General features: G+C 64.5%; 22 protein-coding genes and 1 pseudogene. 5 read left to right on the top strand and 18 right to left on the bottom strand.

Going from position 1 to position 22,570, the window contains the following annotated elements; all coding sequences use genetic code 11:
* Positions 1-92: 92 nt before the first annotated feature.
* The 5 genes from boxC to J4G43_RS03765 form a co-directional block, all read right to left on the bottom strand.
* A complete protein-coding gene (gene boxC / locus J4G43_RS03785) occupies positions 93-1,781 on the bottom strand; it encodes a 2,3-epoxybenzoyl-CoA dihydrolase (protein WP_208084039.1) in 1,689 nt (562 codons plus the stop codon).
* A 107-nt stretch (positions 1,782-1,888) separates the two neighbouring features.
* Positions 1,889-2,059 (bottom strand): hypothetical protein, encoded by a 171-nt coding sequence (locus J4G43_RS03780; RefSeq protein WP_225004606.1) that lies wholly within the window; start codon positions 2,057-2,059, stop codon positions 1,889-1,891.
* Positions 2,047-2,361 carry a DUF309 domain-containing protein gene (locus J4G43_RS03775; protein WP_225004603.1) on the bottom strand — a complete coding sequence of 105 codons (315 nt, stop codon included), beginning with the start codon at positions 2,359-2,361 and terminating at the stop codon, positions 2,047-2,049. Before J4G43_RS03775 ends, J4G43_RS03780 begins: the two co-directional genes overlap by 13 nt.
* A gap of 18 nt (positions 2,362-2,379) precedes the next feature.
* Positions 2,380-3,198, bottom strand: a complete 819-nt coding sequence (locus tag J4G43_RS03770; RefSeq protein ID WP_208084038.1) for an alpha/beta fold hydrolase — start codon at positions 3,196-3,198, stop codon at positions 2,380-2,382.
* Positions 3,199-3,445: 247 nt separating this feature from the next.
* Entirely contained in the window at positions 3,446-4,987 is a 1,542-nt protein-coding gene (locus J4G43_RS03765) for a benzoate-CoA ligase family protein (protein ID WP_208084037.1), read from the bottom strand.
* A gap of 136 nt (positions 4,988-5,123) precedes the next feature.
* On the opposite strand from J4G43_RS03765, the gene J4G43_RS03760 reads away from it, so the two are divergent.
* Together J4G43_RS03760 and J4G43_RS03755 are read left to right on the top strand one after the other, a co-directional pair.
* Positions 5,124-6,032, top strand: coding sequence for a helix-turn-helix transcriptional regulator (locus J4G43_RS03760; protein WP_028148043.1), 909 nt, complete (start codon positions 5,124-5,126; stop codon positions 6,030-6,032).
* A gap of 274 nt (positions 6,033-6,306) precedes the next feature.
* Complete coding sequence (locus J4G43_RS03755; protein WP_208084036.1) at positions 6,307-6,702, top strand: group II truncated hemoglobin; 396 nt, start codon at positions 6,307-6,309, stop codon at positions 6,700-6,702.
* Between the two features lie 64 nt (positions 6,703-6,766).
* Here the strand turns inward: J4G43_RS03755 and J4G43_RS03750 are convergent, their stop codons facing one another.
* From J4G43_RS03750 to J4G43_RS03735, 4 genes and pseudogenes are all read right to left on the bottom strand, one after another.
* Complete coding sequence (locus J4G43_RS03750; protein ID WP_208084035.1) at positions 6,767-7,027, bottom strand: hypothetical protein; 261 nt, start codon at positions 7,025-7,027, stop codon at positions 6,767-6,769.
* Positions 6,978-8,712, bottom strand: a pseudogene (gene ybaL / locus J4G43_RS03745) (YbaL family putative K(+) efflux transporter). The gene J4G43_RS03750 and the pseudogene ybaL overlap by 50 nt, the downstream one beginning before the upstream one ends.
* 85 nt (positions 8,713-8,797) lie before the next feature.
* The gene (locus J4G43_RS03740; protein WP_208084034.1) at positions 8,798-9,130 is read right to left on the bottom strand and encodes a PRC-barrel domain-containing protein; all 333 of its coding nucleotides are present in this window, start codon (positions 9,128-9,130) and stop codon (positions 8,798-8,800) included.
* 68 nt (positions 9,131-9,198) lie between these two features.
* On the bottom strand, positions 9,199-9,984 hold the full coding sequence (locus tag J4G43_RS03735; RefSeq protein WP_208084033.1) for an IclR family transcriptional regulator domain-containing protein: 786 nt from the start codon (positions 9,982-9,984) through the stop codon (positions 9,199-9,201).
* 111 nt (positions 9,985-10,095) lie between these two features.
* On the opposite strand from J4G43_RS03735, the gene J4G43_RS03730 reads away from it, so the two are divergent.
* Both J4G43_RS03730 and J4G43_RS03725 read left to right on the top strand, forming a co-directional pair.
* Complete coding sequence (locus J4G43_RS03730; RefSeq protein WP_208084032.1) at positions 10,096-11,454, top strand: aromatic ring-hydroxylating dioxygenase subunit alpha; 1,359 nt, start codon at positions 10,096-10,098, stop codon at positions 11,452-11,454.
* A 163-nt stretch (positions 11,455-11,617) separates the two neighbouring features.
* A complete protein-coding gene (locus J4G43_RS03725) occupies positions 11,618-13,054 on the top strand; it encodes a glutamine synthetase family protein (RefSeq protein ID WP_208084031.1) in 1,437 nt (478 codons plus the stop codon).
* Positions 13,055-13,366: 312 nt separating this feature from the next.
* On the opposite strand, the gene J4G43_RS03720 is transcribed toward J4G43_RS03725, so the two are convergent.
* The 9 genes from J4G43_RS03720 to J4G43_RS03680 all read right to left on the bottom strand — a co-directional run bounded on the left by J4G43_RS03720 (position 13,367) and on the right by J4G43_RS03680 (position 22,138).
* The gene (locus J4G43_RS03720; protein ID WP_208084030.1) at positions 13,367-15,658 is read right to left on the bottom strand and encodes a TonB-dependent siderophore receptor; all 2,292 of its coding nucleotides are present in this window, start codon (positions 15,656-15,658) and stop codon (positions 13,367-13,369) included.
* A 110-nt stretch (positions 15,659-15,768) separates the two neighbouring features.
* A complete protein-coding gene (locus J4G43_RS03715) occupies positions 15,769-16,650 on the bottom strand; it encodes an AraC family transcriptional regulator (protein WP_208084029.1) in 882 nt (293 codons plus the stop codon).
* A 152-nt stretch (positions 16,651-16,802) separates the two neighbouring features.
* A complete protein-coding gene (locus tag J4G43_RS03710; RefSeq protein WP_225004601.1) occupies positions 16,803-17,531 on the bottom strand; it encodes an ABC transporter ATP-binding protein in 729 nt (242 codons plus the stop codon).
* The gene (locus J4G43_RS03705; protein ID WP_063979902.1) at positions 17,524-18,291 is read right to left on the bottom strand and encodes an ABC transporter ATP-binding protein; all 768 of its coding nucleotides are present in this window, start codon (positions 18,289-18,291) and stop codon (positions 17,524-17,526) included. Before J4G43_RS03705 ends, J4G43_RS03710 begins: the two co-directional genes overlap by 8 nt.
* Complete coding sequence (locus J4G43_RS03700; RefSeq protein ID WP_208084028.1) at positions 18,284-19,228, bottom strand: branched-chain amino acid ABC transporter permease; 945 nt, start codon at positions 19,226-19,228, stop codon at positions 18,284-18,286. Before J4G43_RS03700 ends, J4G43_RS03705 begins: the two co-directional genes overlap by 8 nt.
* Positions 19,225-20,142: a branched-chain amino acid ABC transporter permease gene (locus J4G43_RS03695; protein ID WP_028139755.1), complete on the bottom strand. Its 918-nt coding sequence runs from the start codon at positions 20,140-20,142 to the stop codon at positions 19,225-19,227. Before J4G43_RS03695 ends, J4G43_RS03700 begins: the two co-directional genes overlap by 4 nt.
* 295 nt (positions 20,143-20,437) lie before the next feature.
* Positions 20,438-20,656, bottom strand: coding sequence for a hypothetical protein (locus J4G43_RS03690; RefSeq protein ID WP_208084027.1), 219 nt, complete (start codon positions 20,654-20,656; stop codon positions 20,438-20,440).
* A 1-nt stretch (position 20,657) separates the two neighbouring features.
* Positions 20,658-21,317, bottom strand: a complete 660-nt coding sequence (locus J4G43_RS03685; RefSeq protein WP_208084026.1) for an acyl-homoserine-lactone synthase — start codon at positions 21,315-21,317, stop codon at positions 20,658-20,660.
* A gap of 83 nt (positions 21,318-21,400) precedes the next feature.
* Positions 21,401-22,138 carry a helix-turn-helix transcriptional regulator gene (locus J4G43_RS03680; RefSeq protein ID WP_063979905.1) on the bottom strand — a complete coding sequence of 246 codons (738 nt, stop codon included), beginning with the start codon at positions 22,136-22,138 and terminating at the stop codon, positions 21,401-21,403.
* Positions 22,139-22,303: 165 nt separating this feature from the next.
* Between J4G43_RS03680 and J4G43_RS03675 the strand changes: the two genes are divergently transcribed.
* Positions 22,304-22,480: a hypothetical protein gene (locus J4G43_RS03675; RefSeq protein ID WP_014491261.1), complete on the top strand. Its 177-nt coding sequence runs from the start codon at positions 22,304-22,306 to the stop codon at positions 22,478-22,480.
* Positions 22,481-22,570 lie beyond the last annotated feature (90 nt).

The raw sequence follows: 22,570 nt of genomic DNA, 5'->3' as shown, positions 1-22,570 counted from the left end.
TTCAACGATTGGCATCGAACCGTGAGCTTGCGAATGGCGAATGGTGAGTAGCGAATGGAAATCCCTATTCGCCATTCACCACTCCCTACTCGCTAAACTCTCGTCATATCGAATTTCGGCTTCTGGCCGCTGCCGTAGCGGCGCAGCGCGCCTTCCTCGCCGACCGCGTTCGGGCGCTGGAAGATCCAGTTCTGCCACGCGGTCAGACGCGAAAAGATCTTCGATTCCATCGTCTCGGGGCCGACGAAGCGCAGGCTCGCTTCCATGCCGGTGAGGCTGTCGGGCGAGAAGCTGGCGCGCTCCTCGAGGAACACGCGCACCTCGTCGTCCCAGTCGATGTCGTCGAGCGCGAAGGTGACGAGGCCGAGCTCTTCCGCCTGCTCGGCGTCGAGCGCGGTGCCCATGGTGGCTTCCGCACGCTCGACGTCGGACGGATCGGCCTGGAAGCGCGATTCCAGCCGGGTCAGGCCGTGGCTCATCGGATACGGACCGAAGTTCATGGCCGACAATTCGATCGACGGCGGCGGACGGTTGTCGCCCTGGCGCGTGCCGATCAGCATGTAGGAGCGGTCGGCGGCGAAGACGAGCTCGGCGAGCGTGCCGGCAAAGCAGGAGCCGGGCTCGACCAGCGTCACCAGCGTGCGCGAGGTGACGTCGATGCGCTTCAGCACGCGCTTCCAATAGTGCCTGATTTCGTTGACCAGCCAGTGCGCCTTGTTGGCTTCGAGGAAGGCGTCGGATGACAGCACATGGGCGCGGTCGCCATGGCTCTTGAAGACGAGCATCGCAATCTCGAGCTCGTTGATGCGCAGATGCAGGATGGCGTCGTCGAGCTCGCGCGCGACCTGGAGCGGCCAGAACGAAGATCCCTGCGCCATCATGCCGTCGATGTCGGCCGGCGGCGCGGTCTCCGGCGCCTTGATCGAGATGGTGGCGATGCGCGCCGTGCGATCGATGTCGACGCTGACAAAACCGTAGCGGATGCTGGTCTCGTCGATGACGCGCCTGAGCGGTGTCAGCGCAATACCCTTGCCGCTGCCCTTGCGCTTCGACTGGCCTGCGAACTCCTTGGCGCGCTCGGCGACCTTGGCCTCGAGCTTCGAGTTCGGCGCGATCTCGTCGACGAGGCGCCACTGCACGGCACGCTTGCCCTTCACGCCTTCCTCGATGGTGCAGAAGAAATCGGCGTGGTCGCGGCGTACCTTGCGCTTGTCGACGACGCGGGTGAGGCCGCCGGTGCCCGGCAGCACCGCGAGCAGCGGCACTTCCGGCAGCGCAACGGCCGACGAGCCGTCATCGGCGAGGATGATGTGGTCGGTCGCGAGCGCCAGCTCATAGCCGCCGCCGGCGGCCGAGCCGTTCACCACCGTGATGAAGCGCTGGCCGGAATTCTCCGAAGAGTCTTCCATACCGTTGCGGGTCTCGTTGGTGAATTTGCAGAAGTTCACCTTGTGGGCATGCGTGGAGCCGGCAAGCATGCGGATGTTGGCACCGGCGCAGAACACGCGGTTCTTGGCCGAGCGCATTACCACGACCTTCACCTCGGGGTGTTCGAAGCGCAGGCGCTGGACGACGTCCGCCAGCTCGATGTCGACGCCGAGATCGTAGGAGTTGAGCTTGAGCAGATAGCCCTCGAACAGGCCGCCATTCTCGTCGACGTCCATGGTCAGGGTGGCGACGTCGCCATCGACCGCGAGCTTCCAGTGCTTGTAGCGGGACGGTTCGGTCTGGAAATCGATGAATGTCGCGCCGCCTGCGAGGCGCCGATCTTCCCCGGCCATGGGCCACCCTTGAGCTTGGTTATGCGTTTTGGCTGTAGCGTTAGATGCACAATAATGCATCTTTTTGAAAGCGTCTAGCCCTTAACGGCCATCGCATGCACTTTGTTTCATGAGACCCATTGAGACCGCACAATGGCGCCGAGGGTGATCCAGTCCGCCTTCGAGAGTTCGGAACGGCCCAGCTTGGCCTGGAGCAGAGCCGTCAGCGCCGGAATGGGGAAGCTCTCGACAAAGCCGTCGCCGCCCGCGGCCGTCTTGCGCGAGCTCAGCGCCCGCAACTCTGCCTGTGCGTCGCCAAACAGGCGCGCAGCAGAATGCGCTCACGACCGCCTTGCGGGGCTGCGGCCCAGACCGCTTCCAGCACCTCCTGCGATTCCCAGAAATAGCCGCGGTCGTTGAGCGCGAGCCCGTAGCGCAGCGCCGGATGACGCGCCGGCACGTAGCCCCTGAACGCCGGGGGCACCAGCGCCTTGGCCAGGTCAAGCGTCTCGTAATCCGCGTCGACCCCGTCGGTCTCGCCCGGCACATAGGCCCATCGCGGCCACGGCAACGGGTCGCTCGCATCCGAAGGCACATTCATGGATGTGCCTCCGCAGGATCATGCGGCGCGTCCCTGAAGTCCCTGATCGTCGCGCAGGGCCGCTCTTGCAAATTGCTCAATCGCGTCAAGCGTCGCCCCCGGCGCTTCACGATGCGGGGAATGTCCCGCGTCTGAAATAATTTTCAAATCTACCGGACAATAACACTCTTCCTGCGCAATATCGACCTGTCGCAGTGTGCCATATTGGTCGCCCTTGCCCTGCACGACCAGGATGGGAACGCGGATGTAGGCGAGGTATTCCGAGATGTCCCAGTCGCGGAACTTCGGATCGAGCCAGGCGCCGTTCCAGCCACAGAAGGCGTTGTCGACATCCATGTGCCAGCGCGCCAGCTTCGCCTTGAGGTCGGTGGTCTCGAAGGTCGTCTTGATCGCTGCGATGGATTTCACCGAGATATCCTCGACGATGAAATGCGGCGCCATCAGCAGGAGGCCTTGCAGACGGTGATCCTGATGCGCGCCGGCATAGATCGTCGCGATCGAGGCGCCGTCGGAATGGCCGAGCAGGAGGCCGCGCTTGAAGGAAATCGCATCGAGGATCTTCGGCAGCACATCCAGCGCCTCGCGCTGCATGTAATCGAGCGGCCGCGGCAGCGTCACCGCGCTGGATTGGCCGTAGCCCGCGCGCGAATAGACGAAGATGCCGGCGCCGGTGGCTTGCTGAAGTTTTTCCGGGAAGTCGCCCCACAGACCGACCGAGCCGAGGCCTTCGTGCAGCATGACGATGGTGGGACCGTCCGCCGATGGCGGCGCGAGCCATTTGTATTCGAGGCTGGCGCTGCCGATGGTCAGGAAGCCGGTGGGGGTGAGGTTGGTCATGGTCGTATTCCTGTTCGCTCCGTCTGCACCCTCCCCTGGAGGGGGAGGGTCGGCTCACATCGAGCGCAGCGAGATGTGAGACGGGGTGGGGTGACAGTCTCTCGGCGGATGCGGTGCCCGAGTGGAGAGATCACCCCACCCCGCTCCGCATTGCGCTTCGCTCCATGCGAAGCGACCCACGAGCGAGCTTCGCTCGTCTCGGACCCCTCCAGGGGAGGGTAAGCAAGCGAGTCCGCCGCCTGCACGCTCAATTCGCGCCCTCGCGCAATTTGAACCGCTGGATCTTCCCCGTCGCGGTCTTCGGCAGCGACTCCACCACGTCGATCCAGCGCGGATATTTCCACGGGCCGATCTTCTGCTTGACGTGCTCCTTCAGCATCTCCTGCAAGTCCGCCGTCGCCGCGCCCGGACGCAGCACGACGAAGGCCTTCGGCTTCAGCAGGCCTTCCGGATCGGCTTCCGGCACGACGGCGGCTTCGAGCACGGCGGGATGCGTGATCAGCGCGCTCTCGACCTCGAACGGCGAGACCCAGATGCCGGAGACCTTGAACATGTCGTCGGCGCGGCCGCAGAAGGTGTAGCGGCCTTCGCCATCCCTGACATATTTGTCGCCGGTGCGGGTCCACGGACCTTCAAAGGTGCGGCGGCTCTTGTGGCGCTGGTTCCAGTAGCCCTCGCCGGCCGAGGGCGCATCGACCAGCAGCTCGCCGACCTCGCCGTCGGCGACATCCTGGCCGGCCTCGTTGACGAGCCGCACCGCATAGCCCGGCACCGGCTTGCCGGAGGAGCCGTATTTGATGTCGCCGGGCGCGTTCGACAGGAAGATGTGCAAGAGCTCAGTCGAGCCGACGCCGTCGAGGATGTCGACGCCGAAGCGCGCCTTCCAGCTGTTGCCAACGGATTCCGGCAGCGCCTCGCCGGCCGAGGTGCAGATGCGGAGCGACTTGCCGCCGCGCTCGGCCTTCATCGTCTCGTCGTTGAGCATCGCCGCGAACAATGTCGGCACGCCGAAGAAGATCGAGGGATTGTACCTGTTCATCAGGTCGAACATGCGCGCCGGCGTCGGGCGCTCGCTGTTCAGCACCACGGTGGCGCCGACCGACATCGGAAACGTCAGCGCATTGCCGAGGCCATAAGCGAAGAACAGCTTTGCCGCGGAGAGGCAGACGTCGTTCTCGCGGATGCCGAGCACCTGGCTCGCATAGGTGTCCGCGGTCGCCTGCATGTTCGAATGCAGATGGCGCACGCCCTTGGGCATGCCGGTCGAGCCCGACGAATAGAGCCAGAACGCCGGCTCGTCCGGATGCGTCGTGGCGGTGGTGAACTGGTCGCTCTCATCAGCGAGCTCGTCCGCGAGCTGCTTGTGGCCGTTCTGCTTGGCGCCAGAGACCACGACGTGCTCGAGATCCGGCATGCGGCCGACGACGTCCTTGATAACAGGATAGAGCGCTTCGGAGACGAACAGTACGCGCGCGCGGCAATCGGCGAGGATGTAGGCGTATTGGTCCGCGGTCAGCAGCGTGTTGAGCGGCACTGGCACGATGCCGGCGCGGATCGCGCCCAGAAACACGATCGGGAAATCGACCGTGTCCAGCATGATCATCGCCACGCGCTCCTCGCGGCGGACCCCGAGCCGGCGCAGAATGTTGGCGGCGCGCCGGGTCTCACGCTGGAGCTCGCCATAGGTGAGCCGCGAGACGGTGTCGTCGAAGACGAGCTTGCCTCCCCTGCCGTCCTCGACGTTGCGGTCGAGCAGCCAGGTCACCGCGTTATAGGATCCCTCGCTCACGGACTTCTCCCCCGAATTTAGAATTATAATTCATAGAAAGACACCGCGGCGGCTTGCTGTCAATGCTGGCAGGCACTATGTTTCATTAAAACGCGCCGCAGGACACCCTCTCAAGAAGGCCCATGATCTGCAGTCCATGACCGACAGTCCCGACGCCGAATCCCGATTTCTCGAACAGCTCGGCCAGCGCGTGCGCACCATGCGCGCGCTGCGCGGCATGTCGCGCAAGGTGCTCGCCAAGGTATCAGGGATTTCGGAGCGCTACATCGCGCAGCTCGAGAGCGGCAAGGGCAACGTCTCCATCGTGCTGCTGCGCCGCGTCTCCGACGCGATGGGTGCGCATCTCGAAGACCTGCTTCCCTCGGCCGACCCGACGCCGGACTGGCAGATGTTTCGCGATCTCCTGCGCAAGGCGACGCCGGCGCAAATCGCTCAGGCCAAGGACGTTCTCGCCGGCGGCAGCGCGTCGGCGCCGCGGCGCGCACCGTTCTGCGGCATCGCGCTGATCGGCCTGCGCGGCGCCGGCAAATCGACGCTGGGGCGGATGCTGGCGAAGAAGGTCGGCTGGAGTTTTGTGGAGCTCAACAAGGAGGTCGAGCAGCAGAACGGGCTCTCGGTCGCCGAGATCATCGCGCTCTACGGCCAGGAAGGCTTTCGCCGCATGGAGCAGGCAGCGCTGCAACAGCTGCTCGCGCGCAACGAGCTGATGGTGCTGGCAACCGGCGGCGGCATCGTGTCGGAGCCGTTGACCTTCGACCAGATCCTGTCGTCGTTCTACACGATCTGGCTGAAGGCCGAGCCCGAGGAGCACATGGCCCGCGTGCGCCGCCAAGGCGACCTGCGCCCGATGGCGGACGACCGCTCCGCGATGGCCGAGCTGCGCAACATCCTGCTGAGCCGCGAACCGCTTTATTCGCGCGCGACGGCGGTGGTGGATACGGCAGGGCTGTCGGTCGATGCGGCGGCTGCAAGGCTGATCGATGCGGTGCGGCCGGTGCTGCAGAACGAAGCGCGGAGTTTCGGCCTGCGCAGCGTGGCGCTGTAAGGCAATCTCTCACGGCACGCTCGCTGCGTTCCCTCCCCCCTTGCGGGGGAGGGTTAGGGAGAGGGGTGTCACACGGGGACTCCATCGATCGCGCAGGAGCCTCTTCTTCTCTTCGCAGCAACAAACACCATTTCCTGGGCTACCCCTCTCCCCAGCCCTCCCCCGCAAGGGGGGAGGGAGTGCAGTTGCGCGCGCGGATGTGCCTTGCGTCCCTTTTCGTTTCTCAAACAGAAACGATATGAAGGGCCACACAGCACACACCAGGACTCGATGAATGACCGATAGCGACGTCGCAATCTCCATGTTCGAGCGGATCGGCGGCAGCGGCACGATCGACCTTCTGGTCGACCGCTTCTACGAGCGCATGGACACGCTGCCGGAGGCGAAAATGATCCGTGCGATGCACGCGGATGACCTCGGACTGATCAGGGACGTGCTGAAGCGCTACCTCACCGAATGGACCGGCGGCCCAAAGCTCTATTCCGTAGAGAAGGGCCATCCGCGGCTGCGGCAGCGACACATCGGTTTTGCGATCGGCGACGCCGAACGCGACGCGTGGCTAACTTGCATGCGCGGCGCGCTGGAGGAGACGGTCGTCGACGCTGCCGCGCGGCAAGACCTCGACAAGGCGATATCCGGTCTTGCCGACTGGATGCGCAACCGGCAGTGACACGGAGCGCGAGGCGGGGACGCGGTGGGTTACGCAAGCGGACTGCACCCCGCGCAGCTGCAGGCTAACCCACCCTGCGCACCCCAACCCGATCGTTGCACGCATCGAACACCGAACGGTCGAGTGCTTCGGCGGCAAAGCCCGCCACATAGATCAACGCCAGGATCGCCGCCGAAATCGCCACCGTCTCCGCATGCGCGAACAGCAACCGCAACAACCGCTGCAACAATGTCGGCGGCGGAAAGCGGTAGGTCTGGCCCTGCGGCGTGATCAGGTCAAACGACCGAACCGGCCTCGAGCGGACGGGGATCTTGCTGGGCAGCATCTGGAACTCTCCTCTCCAGCTCCTCGATCATGCCGCGCGCGATCTCCCGCTCGCCCATGATGACGACATCCGCTCCCAGCCCCTTCAAATGATCGACCTCGGCATCCGCATGCGCTCGTGCGATGATGCGGATGTCCGGATTGGCCACGCGCCTGCTGCACGATCTGCCCTGCCTCGAACGCCTCGGGGATCGCGATGACGAGATGCCGCGCCCGTGACGGATTGGTGGCGCCGAGAATTTCGGGCTGCGCGGCATTGCCCATGATGGTCTCGATGCCGCCCTGCTTCAGCTTCGCCAGCGCACTCTCGCCGACCTCGGCGACAAGGAACGGCAATTGCCGCTGCTTCAGGGCATCGCCGACGAGCGCGCCGACGCGGCCATAGCCGATCACGATCGTATGGTCGGTCAGGTCCGTGGTGCGGATCGGTTCGGGCACGGCGGCCGCGGCCTGCGGTGAATCCCGGCGCGGGTCGAGACGCGGCGCGAGCCAGGTGGCGGCCGCGAACATCAGCGGGTTGAGCATGATGGAGAGGATCGCGCCGGCCATGATCAGGTCGCGACCGTCGCTGGGCAGGATCTGCGAGGCGACGCCGAGCTCGGCCAGGATGAAGGAGAACTCGCCGATCTGCGACAGGCTCGCCGAGATCGTCAGCGCGGTCGCGACCGGATGCCGAAACAGCACCACGATCATGAACGCCGCGAGTGATTTGCCGAGCATGATGATCGCTAACGTCGCCAACAGCGGCCAGGGCTCGCGGACCACGCTCATCGGATCGAACATCATGCCGACCGAGACGAAGAACAGCACCGCGAAGGCATCGCGCAGCGGCAGCGATTCCTGCGCGGCGCGCGCGCTGAGCGGAGATTCCCGCAGCATCATGCCGGCGAAGAACGCGCCCAGCGCCAGCGAGACGTCGAACAGCTTCGTCGCCCCGAATGCGATGCACAGCGCGATCGCAAGCACGCCGAGACGGAACAATTCCCGCGAGCCGGTATGGGCGATGTAGTGCAGGATCCAGGGAATCACCCGGCGCCCCACCACCAGCATCAGCCCGATGAACACGATGATCTTGGCCAGGGTCAGCATCACGATGCCGGCAAGCCCGAAGCCGGCCTGCGCGGCCAGCGGCTCGAAGGCTGGCTTGTCGCCGCTGGCGCCCTGAAGGCTTGCGATCGCCGGGAACAGCACCAGCACGAGCACCATCGCGAGGTCCTCGACGATGAGCCAGCCGACCGCGATGCGGCCGCGATCGGTCTCCATCAGGCGCCGCTCCTGCAGCGCGCGAAGCAGGACCACAGTGCTCGCGACCGACAACGCCAGTCCGAACACGAGTCCCGCACCGACGCTCCAGCCCATCAGCCATGAAAGGCCGAGCCCCATCAGTGTGGCGACTGCAATCTGCACGACGGCGCCCGGAACCGCGATGTGCCGGACGCTCAGCAGATCCTGGAGCGAAAAATGCAGGCCGACGCCGAACATCAGCAAGATAATGCCGAGTTCGGCGAGCTCGGTCGCAAGTGCCTGGTCGGCGACGAAGCCTGGCGTGAACGGGCCGACGGCAACGCCGGCGAGCAGGTAGCCGACAAGCGGCGGAATGCGGAACCGCTGCGCTATAGTTCCAAGTACGAAAGCTAGTCCAAGTCCGACGACGATGGTGGCGATGAGAGGTGTGTCATGCGGCATTTTTGCCTTTTGACACAGCGAGCGCGCCGGCGCACCGCGACCAAGTGAGGCGGCTCAGCGCGCGACGCCTGCCGCAATCGCGCCGTCAGATCGACCAATAATTCGGGTGCGCGTAGGGCCGCGAACGATCGCCCCAGTCGAATTCGTCGCCGTCGAACTCGCACGGTCCGCTGGCGAGCTCGTCCTGCGTCACCTCGACACGAAAAGCCTGCCGCGCGGGATCGTATTTCAGCGCGCCCCACTGCACCGGATAATGGTGGTGCGTGCCGAGCAGCCCGCCAGTCTTGATCACGGCGTAGGCGACCGTGCCGGTCACCTTGTCGAGCATCAGCCGCTCGATCGAGCCGAGCTTCGCGCCGTCGCGCCCGTAGACACCGACGTGCTCCACGCGATCACTGGGAACCATGGTGTGTTTCATGGCGTCCTCCCTGTTGTCTTGCGTGACGAGATTATAGGCCCGCGGACGCGCGGCGCCAACGATCGTTGCTAGAGCAGCTGCGACCGCACGGACTCCGCGCCTTCGCGGAGCAGCGGGAGCAACCGGTCGACCAACTCCCCTGCCGGCACGCGGTCGACATGGGCGCCCATGTTGATGGCGGCGACGATCACGCCGTCGTAGCGGCGCACCGGAACCGAGATCGAGCGGAAATGCGGCTCTGCCTCGCGATCGACCAGCGAATACCCTTGCTCGCGATCCGCGGTGATGCTGGCCAGCAGCGCCTTGGGATCGGTCACTGTCTGCGGCGTCAACATCTCGCGCTTCATTGTCTTCAGGCGTGCGGCAAGCGCTGCATCATCGAACTGCCCGAGCATGGCGCGGCCGACCGAGGTGCAGAACGCCGGCAGCCGGTAGCCGATCTCGAGCCCACCCGAAAACATCCGCGCCGGGCTGCTGCGCGCGACAAACACGACGTCGTCGCCGTCGAGCACCGCGAGCGAGGAGATTTCCTGCGCTGCCGTGGCGACGCGATCGAGCACCGGCTGAAGCACGGCGACGAGCTGGCTGGAGCGCAGGTAGGACGCCGCGAGCGTCAGCACGTGCGGCGTCAGCGAGAACAGCTTGCCGTCGCCGGCGACGAAGCCGCCGCGCTGAAGCGTGAACAGCATGCGCCGCGCAGTGGCGCGCGGCAGCTCCGCGGCCCGGGCGAGATCGCTCAGCGTCATCGGGCCGGTGGTCGCGCCGAAACATTGCAGCAGGCGCAGGCCGCGATCGAGGCTCTCGACGAAATCCGTCGCCCGCGCGTCGTTTTCGCTGCGCTTCAGCTTGGGCATAGGTCCGGGAACATCCTGCAAAATATTGCTTGCCGCCGGACCAAGGCATGGCATAATTCGCCCATTCGTTCAATAGGCGAACAAACGCCTCTCCGACAAAGGACGCCCGCCATGATGAGCCAGGAGCAGAACGACCTGATCACCCGTACCGGTCCGAAGGACCCCTGCGGCAAGCTGATGCGGAGCTATTGGCAGCCGGCGGCGCTGGTCGATGAGCTGGACGGCACGCGCCCGATCCGTCCCGTCAAACTGCTCGGCGAGAACCTGGTGCTGTTCCGCGACGAGAGCGGACGCTACGGCCTGATCGATCGTCATTGCGCCCATCGCGGCGCCGACCTCGCCTTCGGACGTCTCGAACATGGCGGCCTGCGCTGCGCCTTCCATGGCTGGCTGTTCGACGCCACCGGCCAGTGCATCGAGACGCCGGCGGAGCCGAAGGATTCAAAACTCTGCCAGAACATTCGCCAGCGCTCCTATCCCGTGGTCGAGAAGAGCGGCATCCTCTGGGCTTATCTCGGCGAGGGTGAGCCGCCGGCATTTCCGGAGCTCGACTGCTTTGTCGCGCCCGGCACGCACACTTTTGCGTTCAAGGGCCACATGGCCTGCAACTGGCTTCAGGCCCTCGAGGTCGGCATCGATCCCGCGCACGCCTCCTATCTGCACCGCTTCTTCGAGGACGAGGATACGTCGACGGCTTACGGCAAGCAGTTCCGCGGCGCCTCCGCCGGCAGCGACCTGCCGATGACAAAGATCCTGCGCGAGTACGACCGGCCGATCATCAATGTCGAACACACCGAATATGGCCTGCGGCTGATCGCGCTGCGCGAGATCGACGAGGAGCGCACCCATGTGCGCGTCACCAACCAGCTCTTCCCGCACGGCTTCGTCATCCCGATGAGCACGGAAATGACGATCACGCAGTGGCACGTGCCGGTCGACGACGAGAACTGCTACTGGTACGCGATCTTCACCAGCTACACCAACCCGGTCGACAAGCAGAAGATGCGCGATCAGCGGCTCGAGCTCTATGAGCTGCCCGACTACAAATCGCGCAAGAACCGCGGCAACGATTACGGCTTCGATCCGCACGAGCAGGCGACCGCGACCTATACCGGCATGGGCACCGACATCAACGTGCACGACCAGTGGGCGGTGGAATCGATGGGCGCGATCCAGGACCGCACCAAGGAGCATCTCGGCTCGAGCGACAAGGCGATCGTGCAGTACCGCCGCCTGCTGCGGGCTGAGATCGAGAAGGTCGGCGGCGGCGAGAAGCCGATGCTGTTCCTGGACGAGAGCAGGGCGCGCAGCATCCAGGGACCGGCCACCATGGACGGCATCGGGCCGACCCAGGGTTGGGAGCTCTACTGGATGGAGGTCGACGTCAAGCGCCGCCGCGGCGCACCTTGGGCCGCGCCGGTGCCGAAGGAGATCGCGGACAACGTGCACCGGCTGACGGCGGCGGAGTGATAATGCCGTCAATCAGCGGCGTGCGCCGCATACTCCACTGTCATGCCCCGCGAAGGCGGGGCATCCAGTACGCCGCGGCCTCTCGTGGACACGTCGCCGTCTCTGGAATACTGGATCGCCCGCCTTCGCGGGCGATGACAGCACGGACTTAAGGAGCAACCGAGTGACTTTCGTCGCGCATCATGCGCTGTGGTCGGATGAGCAGAGGGACGCCGCAGCGCGCCTGCGCCGCATCGTCGAGGAAAAGAACCTCGAGGTCATCCGCCTCGCCTTCCCGGACCAGCACGGCATTTTGCGCGGCAAGACCATCATCGCCGCCGAGGCGATCGCCTCGCTGGAGAGCGGCTGCTCCATCACCACGACCATGCTCGCCAAGGATACCTCGCACCGCACGGTGTTTCCGGTGTTCACGTCAGGCGGCGGGTTCGGCATGAAGGAGATGGAGGGCGCGGCCGACGTGTTGATGGTCGCCGACCCAACCACGTTCCGCGTGCTGCCATGGGCGCCCGCGACGGGCTGGGTGCTCTGCGATCTCTATTTTGGCGACGGCCGTCCCGTGCCGTTCGCGACCCGCGGCCTCTATCGCAAGGTGCTCGATGATCTCAGCGGCCGCGGCCACGATTTCGTCGCCGGCCTCGAGGTTGAATTCCACATCTTCAAGCTCGACGACGCGCATATGCGGCCCGAAGATGCCGGCCAGCCCGGCACGCCGCCGTCGGTGAGCCTGCTCAGCCACGGCTATCAATACCTCACCGAGCAGCGCTTCGATCAGATGGAGCCGGTGCTGGAGATCCTGCGCCGCGATATCGTCGCGCTCGGACTGCCCTTGCGCTCGGTCGAGGTCGAGTTCGGGCCGAGCCAGTGCGAATTCACCTTCGCGCCGAGGAAGGGGCTGGAGCCCGCCGACAACATGGTGCTGTTCCGCTCTGCCGTGAAGCAGATTGCGCACCGCCACGGCTATCACGCCACCTTCATGTGCCGGCCGAAACTGCCGAATGTGTTCGCGAGCGGCTGGCACTTGCATCAGTCGATCGTCTCGCGCACGACCGGCGAGAACCAGTTCATGACGAAGGACGGCGGCGAGCCGCTCAGTGCGTTCGGCAAGGCGTACCTTGCCGGCCTGCTCGACCACGCCCGCGCCTCGACCGTGTTCACCACCCCGACCATCAACGGCTACAAGCGCTACCGCTCCTATTCGCTGGCGCCGGACCGCGCGATCTGGGGCCGCGACAATCGCGGCGTGATGATCCGCGTGCTCGGCGGCGCCAATGATGCCGCAACGCGCCTGGAGAACCGCATCGGCGAGCCCGCCGCCAATCCCTATCTCTACATGGCCTCGCAAATTTTGTCGGGCCTCGACGGCGTCGATCGCAAGCTCGACCCCGGCCCGTCCGCCGACACGCCCTACGAGACCAAGGCGCCGCCGTTGCCGAAGAGCTTGCGCGATGCGGTCGCCGCGCTGAAGGACGATCCGTTCTTCCGCGAGAAGTTCGGGCCCGAGTTCGTCGACTACTACACCCACATCAAGAATGCCGAGATCGACCGCTTCCTGTCAGAGGTGACCGACTGGGAGCACCGCGAATATTTCGAGGTGTTTTGACGGAGATACGTCTCACGCCCGCGTGAGGCGACTTCGTCCGGTCTGTTCCGACGACATCACGGCGCTCGCCGACGAAGCCATTTTCCCTGTCCCTCGAAAACGGCCGGAAAGACTGGGGGCCTAATATCGTGCATGTGATCAACAGTGGAGTTCGATCATGTGGGTTCAATTGTTCAGCCTGATCTACCGCCTGTCCTGCCGGACCACTTTGGTTGAAATCGGTACCCACCACCTGGCGCGTTAGTCGCCGGCGCCAGCGATTTGGGTAAGGCATATTGACCGGATAACCGGGGTTCTCAGGCGCAAGCTGGTTCACCAGCGATACCCGAGCGTTGCGATGACGGTCAGCGGCGCGCCGCGGTAGCAATAACCGACCTGGCACGTGGTGTAGTGCAGATTGAACAGGTTCTTGGCATTGACCTGGAACTGGAGGCCCTTCAGCTCCTTCGCCGCCTGGCCAAAATCATATTTCAGCGCCGCGTCGATCAGGGTTACCGAGCTGTTCTTGAACGTGTTCGCATCATCGCCGTAGCTCCAGGACATGTAACGCGCGCCGCCACCGACGCTCAATCCTGCAAACGGTCCGGCCAGCGGCAGGGCATAGTTCGCCCACAGCGTCGCGGTATGCGGGGGATTGCCCGAGGGAAACTTGCCGATCAGCGAGTCGTCCGCGGCCTGCTTGGTCACCATGTCGAGATAGGTGTACGACGAGGTGATGTCGAAACCACCGCCCAGGCTTGCAAGCGCCTGCAATTCGAAGCCGCGGCTTTGAATCTCGCCACGCTGGACCGTCACGCCCGTCCCCGTCGTGACCAGGCCGCCGTCCTGGGTCAAATCGAACACCGCCGCGGTAATGAAGCTCCTCGTCCCCTGCGGCTGGTACTTCACACCGACTTCAGTCTGCTTGCCGGTGGTCGGCTTGAAGAAGGCGCCCGACGGATCGACGCCGAGATTGGGAAAGAACGAGGTCGAATAGGCAACGTAAGGCGCAACACCGGAATCGAACACATAGGTCAGCCCGGCGCGCCCGCTATAGGCCTGATCGGACTGCGTCTGCCGGGTCAGCGCGAACAGATCCTCACCCGTGGTGCTGACCCAGTCGCTGCGGCCGCTCAATGTCAGGATCCAGTGATCGAGCCTGGCCTGGTCCTGAACATACACGCCGGACTGGGTTTGCCGCTGGGCTGTCGAGGACGAGATCGCGGGATCGGGAATGGATTCCGGCGCGTAGACCGGCGCGGCCAGGTTGAGATCGGAGACGCCGAAGCCGAATCCCTGCTTGTCGTTGAACTTCGACGAGGTGTAGTCGGTGCCGATCAGGAGTGTGTGCTGCACGGGCCCGGTCGATAGCTTGGCCTCGACCTGGTTATCCATGATGGCCGATTGCAGCGTGTCGTGGACGTAGCCGGTATAGCGCGAGACGACATTGCCCACCGGCGCCCCGAGAAAGCCCACATAGCGGGTGACCGCGTCGACATCGACGTAGCGGAATTTCTGGCGGACGGTCACGGCGTTGTTGAACGCATGCTCGAACAGGTAGCCCACGCGTCCCTGCTCCTGGTCGAGCGAATTGTAGGACGGGCTGCCCGTGAAGATGTCGGTGGCGGTGCCGGTGCCCGTGGAGTGGGTGAACATGGATCCGGGCGTCTTCGACTTCTGATAGGACCCGAGAATCGTCAGGGTCGTCGATTGATCCGGCTTCCAGGTGACGGCGGGCGCGATGTAGGTCCTGTTATCCTTGCCGCCGGGCACGAACACGTTCGCGTCACGCATCACGCCGGTCAGCCGATACGAAAACTGACCGTTGGCATCGACCGGGCCCGACAGGTCGAAATTGCCCTGGATGCGATCGCGGTCGCCGAACACCGTCTGCACTTCGTGAAACGGCTGGCTGGTCGGCAGCTTGCTCGACAGATCGATCAATCCGCCGGGCGAGCCGAGGCCATAGAGCGCCGAGCTGGGCCCGCGGACCACAGTGATGCTGTCGACCCCATAGGGCTCGGTCTTGAACACGCTGAGACCGGCTCCGACGAGCCGCAAGCCGTCGAGATAAACGCCGTTATAGGTGATGTCGAAGCCGCGGATCGCGATCGCGTCGAAACGCGGATCGTAGCCGGAGGCATCGATACGGACGCCGGGTTCATAGCCAACCGCCTCCGTCAGCGTCTGGACGGCGCGGTCGTTGAGTTCCTTGCGCGTCACGACCGAGATCGACTGCGGCGTCTCGAGCAACGGCGTGTTGGTCTTGGTACCCGCCGAACTCCTGTCTGCAACATAGCTGCTTTCGCTCGACGCGTTGGCGCGACCGGCACCCGCCTCGCGCACGCCCGAATTTCCGGCTGGCGCGGGCCCGGCATTGCGTTGCGTCGCGACGCGGCCGCGCGACGGCTGCGAAGCTCCCTGAGCGGGCTGGGTGCGCGGACGCGCCTGGATCGGTGCCTCCACCGTGACGGGAGGCAATGTCGCCGCGGTCGACGTCGAATTGGTCCCGGAGGTCTGTGCGACCGACGGCGTTGCGTGCAGGACTATTCCCAGGCCGGCCGCTCCCAGACCAGTTCTCGCCATCCGTTCCCAGCCGAGCATCCGCCCGTCGTTGCGCGTCATTGTCTTCCCCGAGTTCCGTGTTCGAACAACCCGGGAGTAACCAGATCGAGGCGCACACCGCCTTTGCGCGCGCGCAAATCACCTTTGATCGCACGTGGAGGCGTTCAAGTTTACTGACAGTGGCTCGGCGAATAGCCGAAGTGCCTGCGGAATGCCGTCGCGAAATTGGCCGGATGGGCATAGCCGACCCGAAAGGCCGCCTCGGTGACCGACAACCGTTGATGAATCAGAAGGTCACGTGCGGCACCGAGTCGGCGGGCCCGCAAATAGTCGATCGCGCTCTCGCCATACGCCATCTGGAATTTCTGGTTGAAGGACCGGCGGCTCAGCCCCGCATTCCGCGCCAGTTCGTCGATGCTCCAGGGATAAGCGAGATCGGCATCCATTCGCGCCTTGACCGATTGCAATCGCACCCGCTGGAGGTCGGCTGCAGGATCGAGCGCGATCCCGCGCTCGCCGAACAAGGCGTGGACCACGATCTCGGCGGCATGCGCCGACAGCAGCAATTGCGTCGCGTTTCCGGCCACCGGTGGCGAGAACATTTCTGCCGCGAGGGCCTGCACACGCGGAGACGCCGTGAGAGCGACGATGGCCGTGCCCAACGCGTCGGTCTTGAACAGCGCCCGAACCTCGTCGCCGAGTCCAAGCCCGTCGATGGAGGCTTGGGGAAGCGCCAGGCCGATCGCAGGACGTTCGCCGCAGCGAACCGAGCCTCCCACGGCGAGGGATTCGCGCACGGCAATCGCCGTCATCTGCCCTGCACCGGTTGTGCGCGTCAGAATGCCGCGGCCTGCGCCTTCATCGAGTGCGACGGAGATGAACAAGCCCGGCGCTACGATTGCGGGCCGATCGGGATCGGTGCGAAACTCACCTCTGATGAACACACAGCCCGGGAAATCCAGCCATTGAGGCGCTGTCGAAGCGCCTCGCTGTGCGGAGCCGATGATGTCGTCTTCAGGCCGTCCGGCAATTTGATTGTAGAAGTCCTGCATCGAATCCGCTACGCCGCGACATTGGCGGCTGGCGGCGGCGCACTCAAGACCTCTGCGCGCAGTTTGGAGAGCTTCGAAACTGACCTCCTCGACGATGTTCTGCGCGCGAGGCGATCTGCACGGACGATACGGCAACCAGGTCCAGGAGCGCGTCAGATGCCCAGATATTTGTGCTGGAGATCCGGCTCCGCCATCAGCTCGACGGACGTGCCGCTCCACACCGTCTTGCCGCGCTCGATGATGTAGTGGCGGTCGCAGATGCGGGCGAGGTGGTCGACGTTCTTGTCGACGACCAGGATCGACTGTCCCCGGCTCTTCAGCAGCGACAGGCAGTTCCAGATTTCTTCGCGGATCAGCGGCGCAAGACCCTCGGTCGCTTCGTCCAGGATCAGCAGTTTCGGATTCGTCATCAGCGCGCGGCCGATCGCGAGCATCTGCTGCTCGCCGCCGGAGAGCTGGTTGCCCATGTTGGCGGCACGCTCGGCGAGGCGCGGAAACATCACGTAGATCGCGGCGAGCGTCCAGGGATTGCTGCTGCCGAAGCGATCGGCCGCGGCCGCGACGAGATTTTCGCGCACGGTGAGGTTCGGGAAGATCTGGCGTCCCTCGGGAACGAGGCCAACGCCGAGTTTTGCAATTCTGTAGGATGGAAGATGCCGCACTTCTGCGCCGGCGAAGCGGATCGTTCCGGCGCGCGCCGGTGTCAGGCCCATGATGGAGCGGATCGTCGTGGTCTTGCCCATGCCGTTGCGGCCCATCAGCGAGACCATCTCGCCCGGCTTGATCGACAGCGACAGGCCGAACAGCACCTGGGAGAGGCCGTAGCAGGTCTCGATGCCGTCGACGTCGAGCAGCGTGTCAGCCATCACCTTTTCAGACATGGTGCGTCACCACGTGCTGGTCGCCGAGATAGGCGCGCTTGACGTCCTCGTTGGCGCGGATCGCGGCCGGATCACCGGAGGCGATGACGCGGCCATAGACCAGCACCGAGATGCGGTCGGCAAGCGCGAACACCGCTGGCATATCGTGCTCGACCAGCACGATCGAGACTTCCTTCCGCAGCTCCTGAAGCAGTTGCACCATGCGTTGGGATTCGGTGACGCCAAGACCCGCCATCGGCTCGTCCAGCAGCAGCAGCTTCGGCTTGCTCGCGAGCGCGACCGCGAGCTCGATCTGGCGGCGCTCGCCATGGCTGAGCCTGGACACCAGGACATCGGCGCGATGGCCGAGCCCGACGCGGTCGAGCGCGGCATGGGCGGCATCGCGCAGGCCCTTCTCCTTGCGCGCATTGGCGAAGAAGCGGAACGAGTGGCCTGCATGCGCCTGCGCCGCCAGCGCGACATTGTCGGCGGCGGTGAAGTCGAGCAGCAGCGAGGTGATCTGGAACGAACGGGCGAGCCCCAGCGCGCAGCGGCGATAGGCCGGCAGATAGGTGATGTCGCGACCGCCGAGCGAGACGCTGCCGGAATGCGGTTCGAGGTGCCCGGTGAGCTGGCTGATCAGCGTGGTCTTGCCGGCGCCGTTCGGGCCGATGATGGCGTGCAACTCGCCGCTAGCTACGTCGAGCGAGACGTTGTCCGTCGCAACGATGCCGCCGAATCGGCGCACCAGCTTTTCGACACGGAGCAGCGGTTCAGCCACGATTGAGCCTCCCGAGCAGGCCCATGATGCCGCCGCGGCCGAACAGCACGATCAGCAGCAAGAGCGGGCCCATGATCAGCGCCCAGTATTCGGTGATCTGCGACAGGAATTCTTCCAGCAGCAAAAACACCACCGCGCCCATCACCGGGCCGAACAGCGTGCCCATGCCCCCCAGGATCACCATCACCATGAGGTCGCCGGAGCGGGTCCAGTACATCACGGCCGGGCTGATGAAATCGGTGTTGTTGGCGAGCAGTGCGCCGGCAAGGCCGCACATCATACCGGAGATGACGAAGCAGACGAGCTGGTAACGTTTTGCCGGAAAGCCGATCGCCTGCATCCGCTGCTCGTTGGAGCGCAGGCCCTGCAAGACGAGGCCGAAGCGCGAATTGGCGATGCGCCAGATCAGGACGATCACGGCGAACAGGCAGGCGAGGCAGAGATAATAGAACTGCGTGCGGTTCGACAGGTTGATCAGGCCGGAGAAGTCGCTGCGCTTGTAGACGGTGAGACCGTCATCGCCGCCGTAACGCGCGAGGCCCGAGGCGACGTAATAGGCCATCTGCGCAAACGCCAGCGTGATCATGATGAAGTAGACGCCACGCGTACGCAGCGAGAGCTCGCCGATCACCAGCGCATAGATCGCGGAAGCTGCGAGCGCGACCGGGAACTGGATGAAGCCGGAGCCGACGCCTTCCTGCGCGAGCATGCCGACCGCGTAGCCGCCGATGCCGAGATAGGCGGCGTGGCCGAAGCTCATCATGCCGCCAAAACCCATGATGAGGTTGAGGCTCGCGGCCGCCAGCGCCAGGATGACGATGCGGGTAAACAGCGTCAGGATGAAGATGTTGCCGGACAGCTGCGAATAGAGCGGCAGCAGCACGAGGCCCGCCAGCATCAGGGCCGTGACGGCCTTGCTCACAGTGAAAGCCTTCATCGACGGTTGGCCGGAAACAGCCCCTCCGGGCGCACCACCAGTACGATCGCCATCAGCAGATAGATCAGCATGGACGACAGTGCGGGCGCGGCGGTGGAGGCGGCGGCGCCGCTCAGCACCTGCCGCAACAGGTTGGGCAGGAAGGCGCGGCCGAGCGTGTCGATCATGCCGACGAAGATCGCGGCGAGGAACGCGCCACGGATCGAGCCGATGCCGCCGATCACGATGATGACGAAGGCGAGGATCAGGATGTTCTCGCCCATGCCGATCTGCACGGTGAGGATCGGCGCCTGCATCAGGCCGGCGAGGCCGGCGAGCGCGGCGCCCAGGCCGAACACCAGCGTATAGAGCAGCTTGATGTTGATGCCGAGCGCACCAATCATCTCGCGGTTGGAGGCACCGGCGCGGATCAGCATGCCGATGCGGGTGCGCATCACGCCGAGATAGAGCAGCAGCGCGACCAGCAGCGCCACCACGATGATGGCGAGACGATAGGCGGGATAGTGGATGCCGGGCAGGATCGGCACCGGCACCGTGAGCCAGGCCGGCAGCGGCAGCGCAAGCCCGGCCGGACCCCAGATCAGCCGCACCGCTTCATTGAAGAACAAGATCAGGCCGAAGGTCGCGAGCACGTGGTCGAGATGGTCGCGCCCGTAGAGATGCCGCAGTGCCGACATCTCCAGCACGATGCCGAGCACCAAAGTCGCCCCTAACGCCATCAGCGCACCGAGCAGGAAGCTGCCGGTCCAGGCCGCAAAGGTCGCGGCGAAATAGGCGCCCATCATGTAGAGCGAGCCGTGCGCGAGGTTGACGAGATCCATGATCCCGAACACCAGCGTCAGGCCGGCGGCGAGCAGGAACAGGAGCAGGCCGAACTGCAATCCGTTCAAGAACTGTTCGACGACGAGCAGCATCAAAACTCTTTCAGGCGCACGCGGTGTCGCGCCGATGTTCGAACACGGTCGCCATCAGTGAAAGAGCTCCCCCTGCCTCTTCAAGGCGGAAAAATGGGTAATGGCAGTATCGTTCCGAGGCAAGAGCGATTCAACACCAGACATGCACTTTGTTGCATGCCGGTGCATGCGATCGAAATTGGCCTTGCAAGAAGGCTGCCGCGCAGCATGGGTCAACCTGCCGCACCCAAACGATCGCCCTCCCCCAGGCGTGCCTGGGAGAGGGCGCGAAGGTCGACGGAGTAGGAGAAGGCGTCTAGTGCGACGTCATCTGCCGGGGGAGATCATCCGGCTCGGCCAGCACGCTGTTGGCCGTCGAGGCTTCCAGCGCCGCCATCCGGAACAGATAGGCGAGCGTTGCCAATCCGGTGTCTTCCGCCATCTGCGCCAGCTCGAGCGCCATGTCGGACATGTAGCCGAGATTTTCGTCCTTGGTCTCCGCCATGATCTGGCTGTCCCGCATCATGTTCGACATTTCAGGCGCTCTTTCGTTGCGCGGCAGCAAGGCCGCAGAGGTTGGCACGGGTGACGGCGTCCAGACGCGGGCCGTCCTGTTGTACGATCGAATCCATGCCGATGCGATCATGCAGGGCATCGAGGGTCTCGCGGCGAATGTCGATGGTCGCCGCCATGGTCCAGGCGTTCTCCACCAGTTCGGGCAGACCAAGCGGCGTCACGACGAAGCCGGCCTCATGGAAGCGCGGCAGCCACCAGGTCTCCATGATCGCGCTGACCTGCGCGATTCCCTGATCGAGGCAGAACTCCTGCACCGCTGCCATCAGTTGCAGGTTGAGAGTGCCGTCGCGGCGATCGCGCACGACAAAGTAGCGCGACCATTCCCAGACCAGCGGATTCGCAGGGCAGCCGCGAACCGATGCCAGATGCGGGAAGACCTCGCTCATCATCGAGGGTTTGGTGGTGGGGTAGAGCCGGTGACCGCCGACGACGCGCCGGCCTTCCAGCGCGAGCAGATAGACGGTGTCCTCGTCGTCGTAGGAATCGACCTCGCGGCAATCAGGCCGGCGCAGCGTCTCCCAGTGCCGCTCCTCGACGAAGATGTCGTGGCGTAGTCGGAAGTGCTGCTCGAGTACGTCTTCGTAAAGGTGGCGATTGACCGAAGAAATTGCGTGAATCATGAAAACCCCCATTCAGCCGGAATGAGGGGCAGCCTCTGCGAAAAGAGGCAGGTTCGATATTGGGAAATTTCCCAGTACGTCGCTTAGGGATTGATGAGCTTGTTGCGAATCGCCAGTGCAACCGCATGCGTACGGTTGACGGCGCCGAGCTTGCGCGCGGCGGTTGCAAGATGCTCTTCTGCGGTGCGCTGCGTGATGTGCAGGATCTCGCCGATCTCCCAGGCCGACTTGCCCTGCGAGGCCCAGGCGATCACCTCGCGCTCGCGCGGGGTGAGACGCGTCGACAGATGCGGCGCCGGATCCAGCAGGCGGCGAATATGGTCGAAGCCATACATTGCCATCAGGTGCAGTGCCGGCTTGCTGCGGGGATTGAGGTCGAGATGGACGCCGCCGAGCGACACCGCCGCCTCGTAGCCGGTGAGCCCGTGGATCGGCACGATGAAGCCGCGCGACATGCGAAAATCGCCGGCGCGGTTCATCACCTCGGCCGCGCTCGGCTCGAGCTCGGCATCATAGGGCGCTTCCGACCACTCGAACGGATTGACCGATTGCCGGCACAGCCGCACCACGGGGTCGACTCGGTCGTAATTGTTCTGGGTGTAGAGATTGAACCATCCTGCCGGCCAGCGCTTGGCGAGCACCATCTGCGCGAACCGCTGATCGGGATTCGGCAACCCCGTCACGATGATGGTCTCGAAGCCGAAGCGACCGAACGCCGCCTCAAGCGCATTCATGGCGTCCGGTACCTTGCGATAGGTCCCCAGGCCTTCGATGAAGTCGAGCGCTTCCCGGCCATAATCTACGGCGTCTACGGCGGACATCGGTGCGTTTCCTGAGCCTCGCCGTCGGTATAGCATGTATTTGGGAGCTGCCTCAATTCGCTGCTTCCGTAGTTTACCGGCCCTCGTCTGCACCCGAGATTTAATCTACTTGTGGAGGAAGTGACGTCAAGTTACACCTATGGCGTCTGAAGCGGGAAAATCACGATGGAAGACGAGGACATCGCCCTCAACAGCGTGCTCGGCCTGGAACTCAACCGCGTGTTTTTCGCCGTCCGCGAAACGGCAAACAAGCAGAAGATCATCGAGTACGCGCGCGAAGTGCTGCAGCGCGAACGCGCGGAGCGGCCCGGCAGCGCGTCGCCCGAGAGCCCGGCGAGCTAGAACACAGTTACAGGTGAGGCGTACGTTCTGCGCGAGCGGCGCCCTTCCATTCGAACGTGCCGATTTTGGCCGAAACATTCTGACTGCGAA

This window comes from Bradyrhizobium barranii subsp. barranii (assembly GCF_017565645.3).
Lineage (GTDB): Bacteria > Pseudomonadota > Alphaproteobacteria > Rhizobiales > Xanthobacteraceae > Bradyrhizobium > Bradyrhizobium barranii.
The sequence above is the reverse complement of the archived record's forward strand: the minus strand, read 5'-3'. Positions and strand labels throughout refer to the sequence as shown.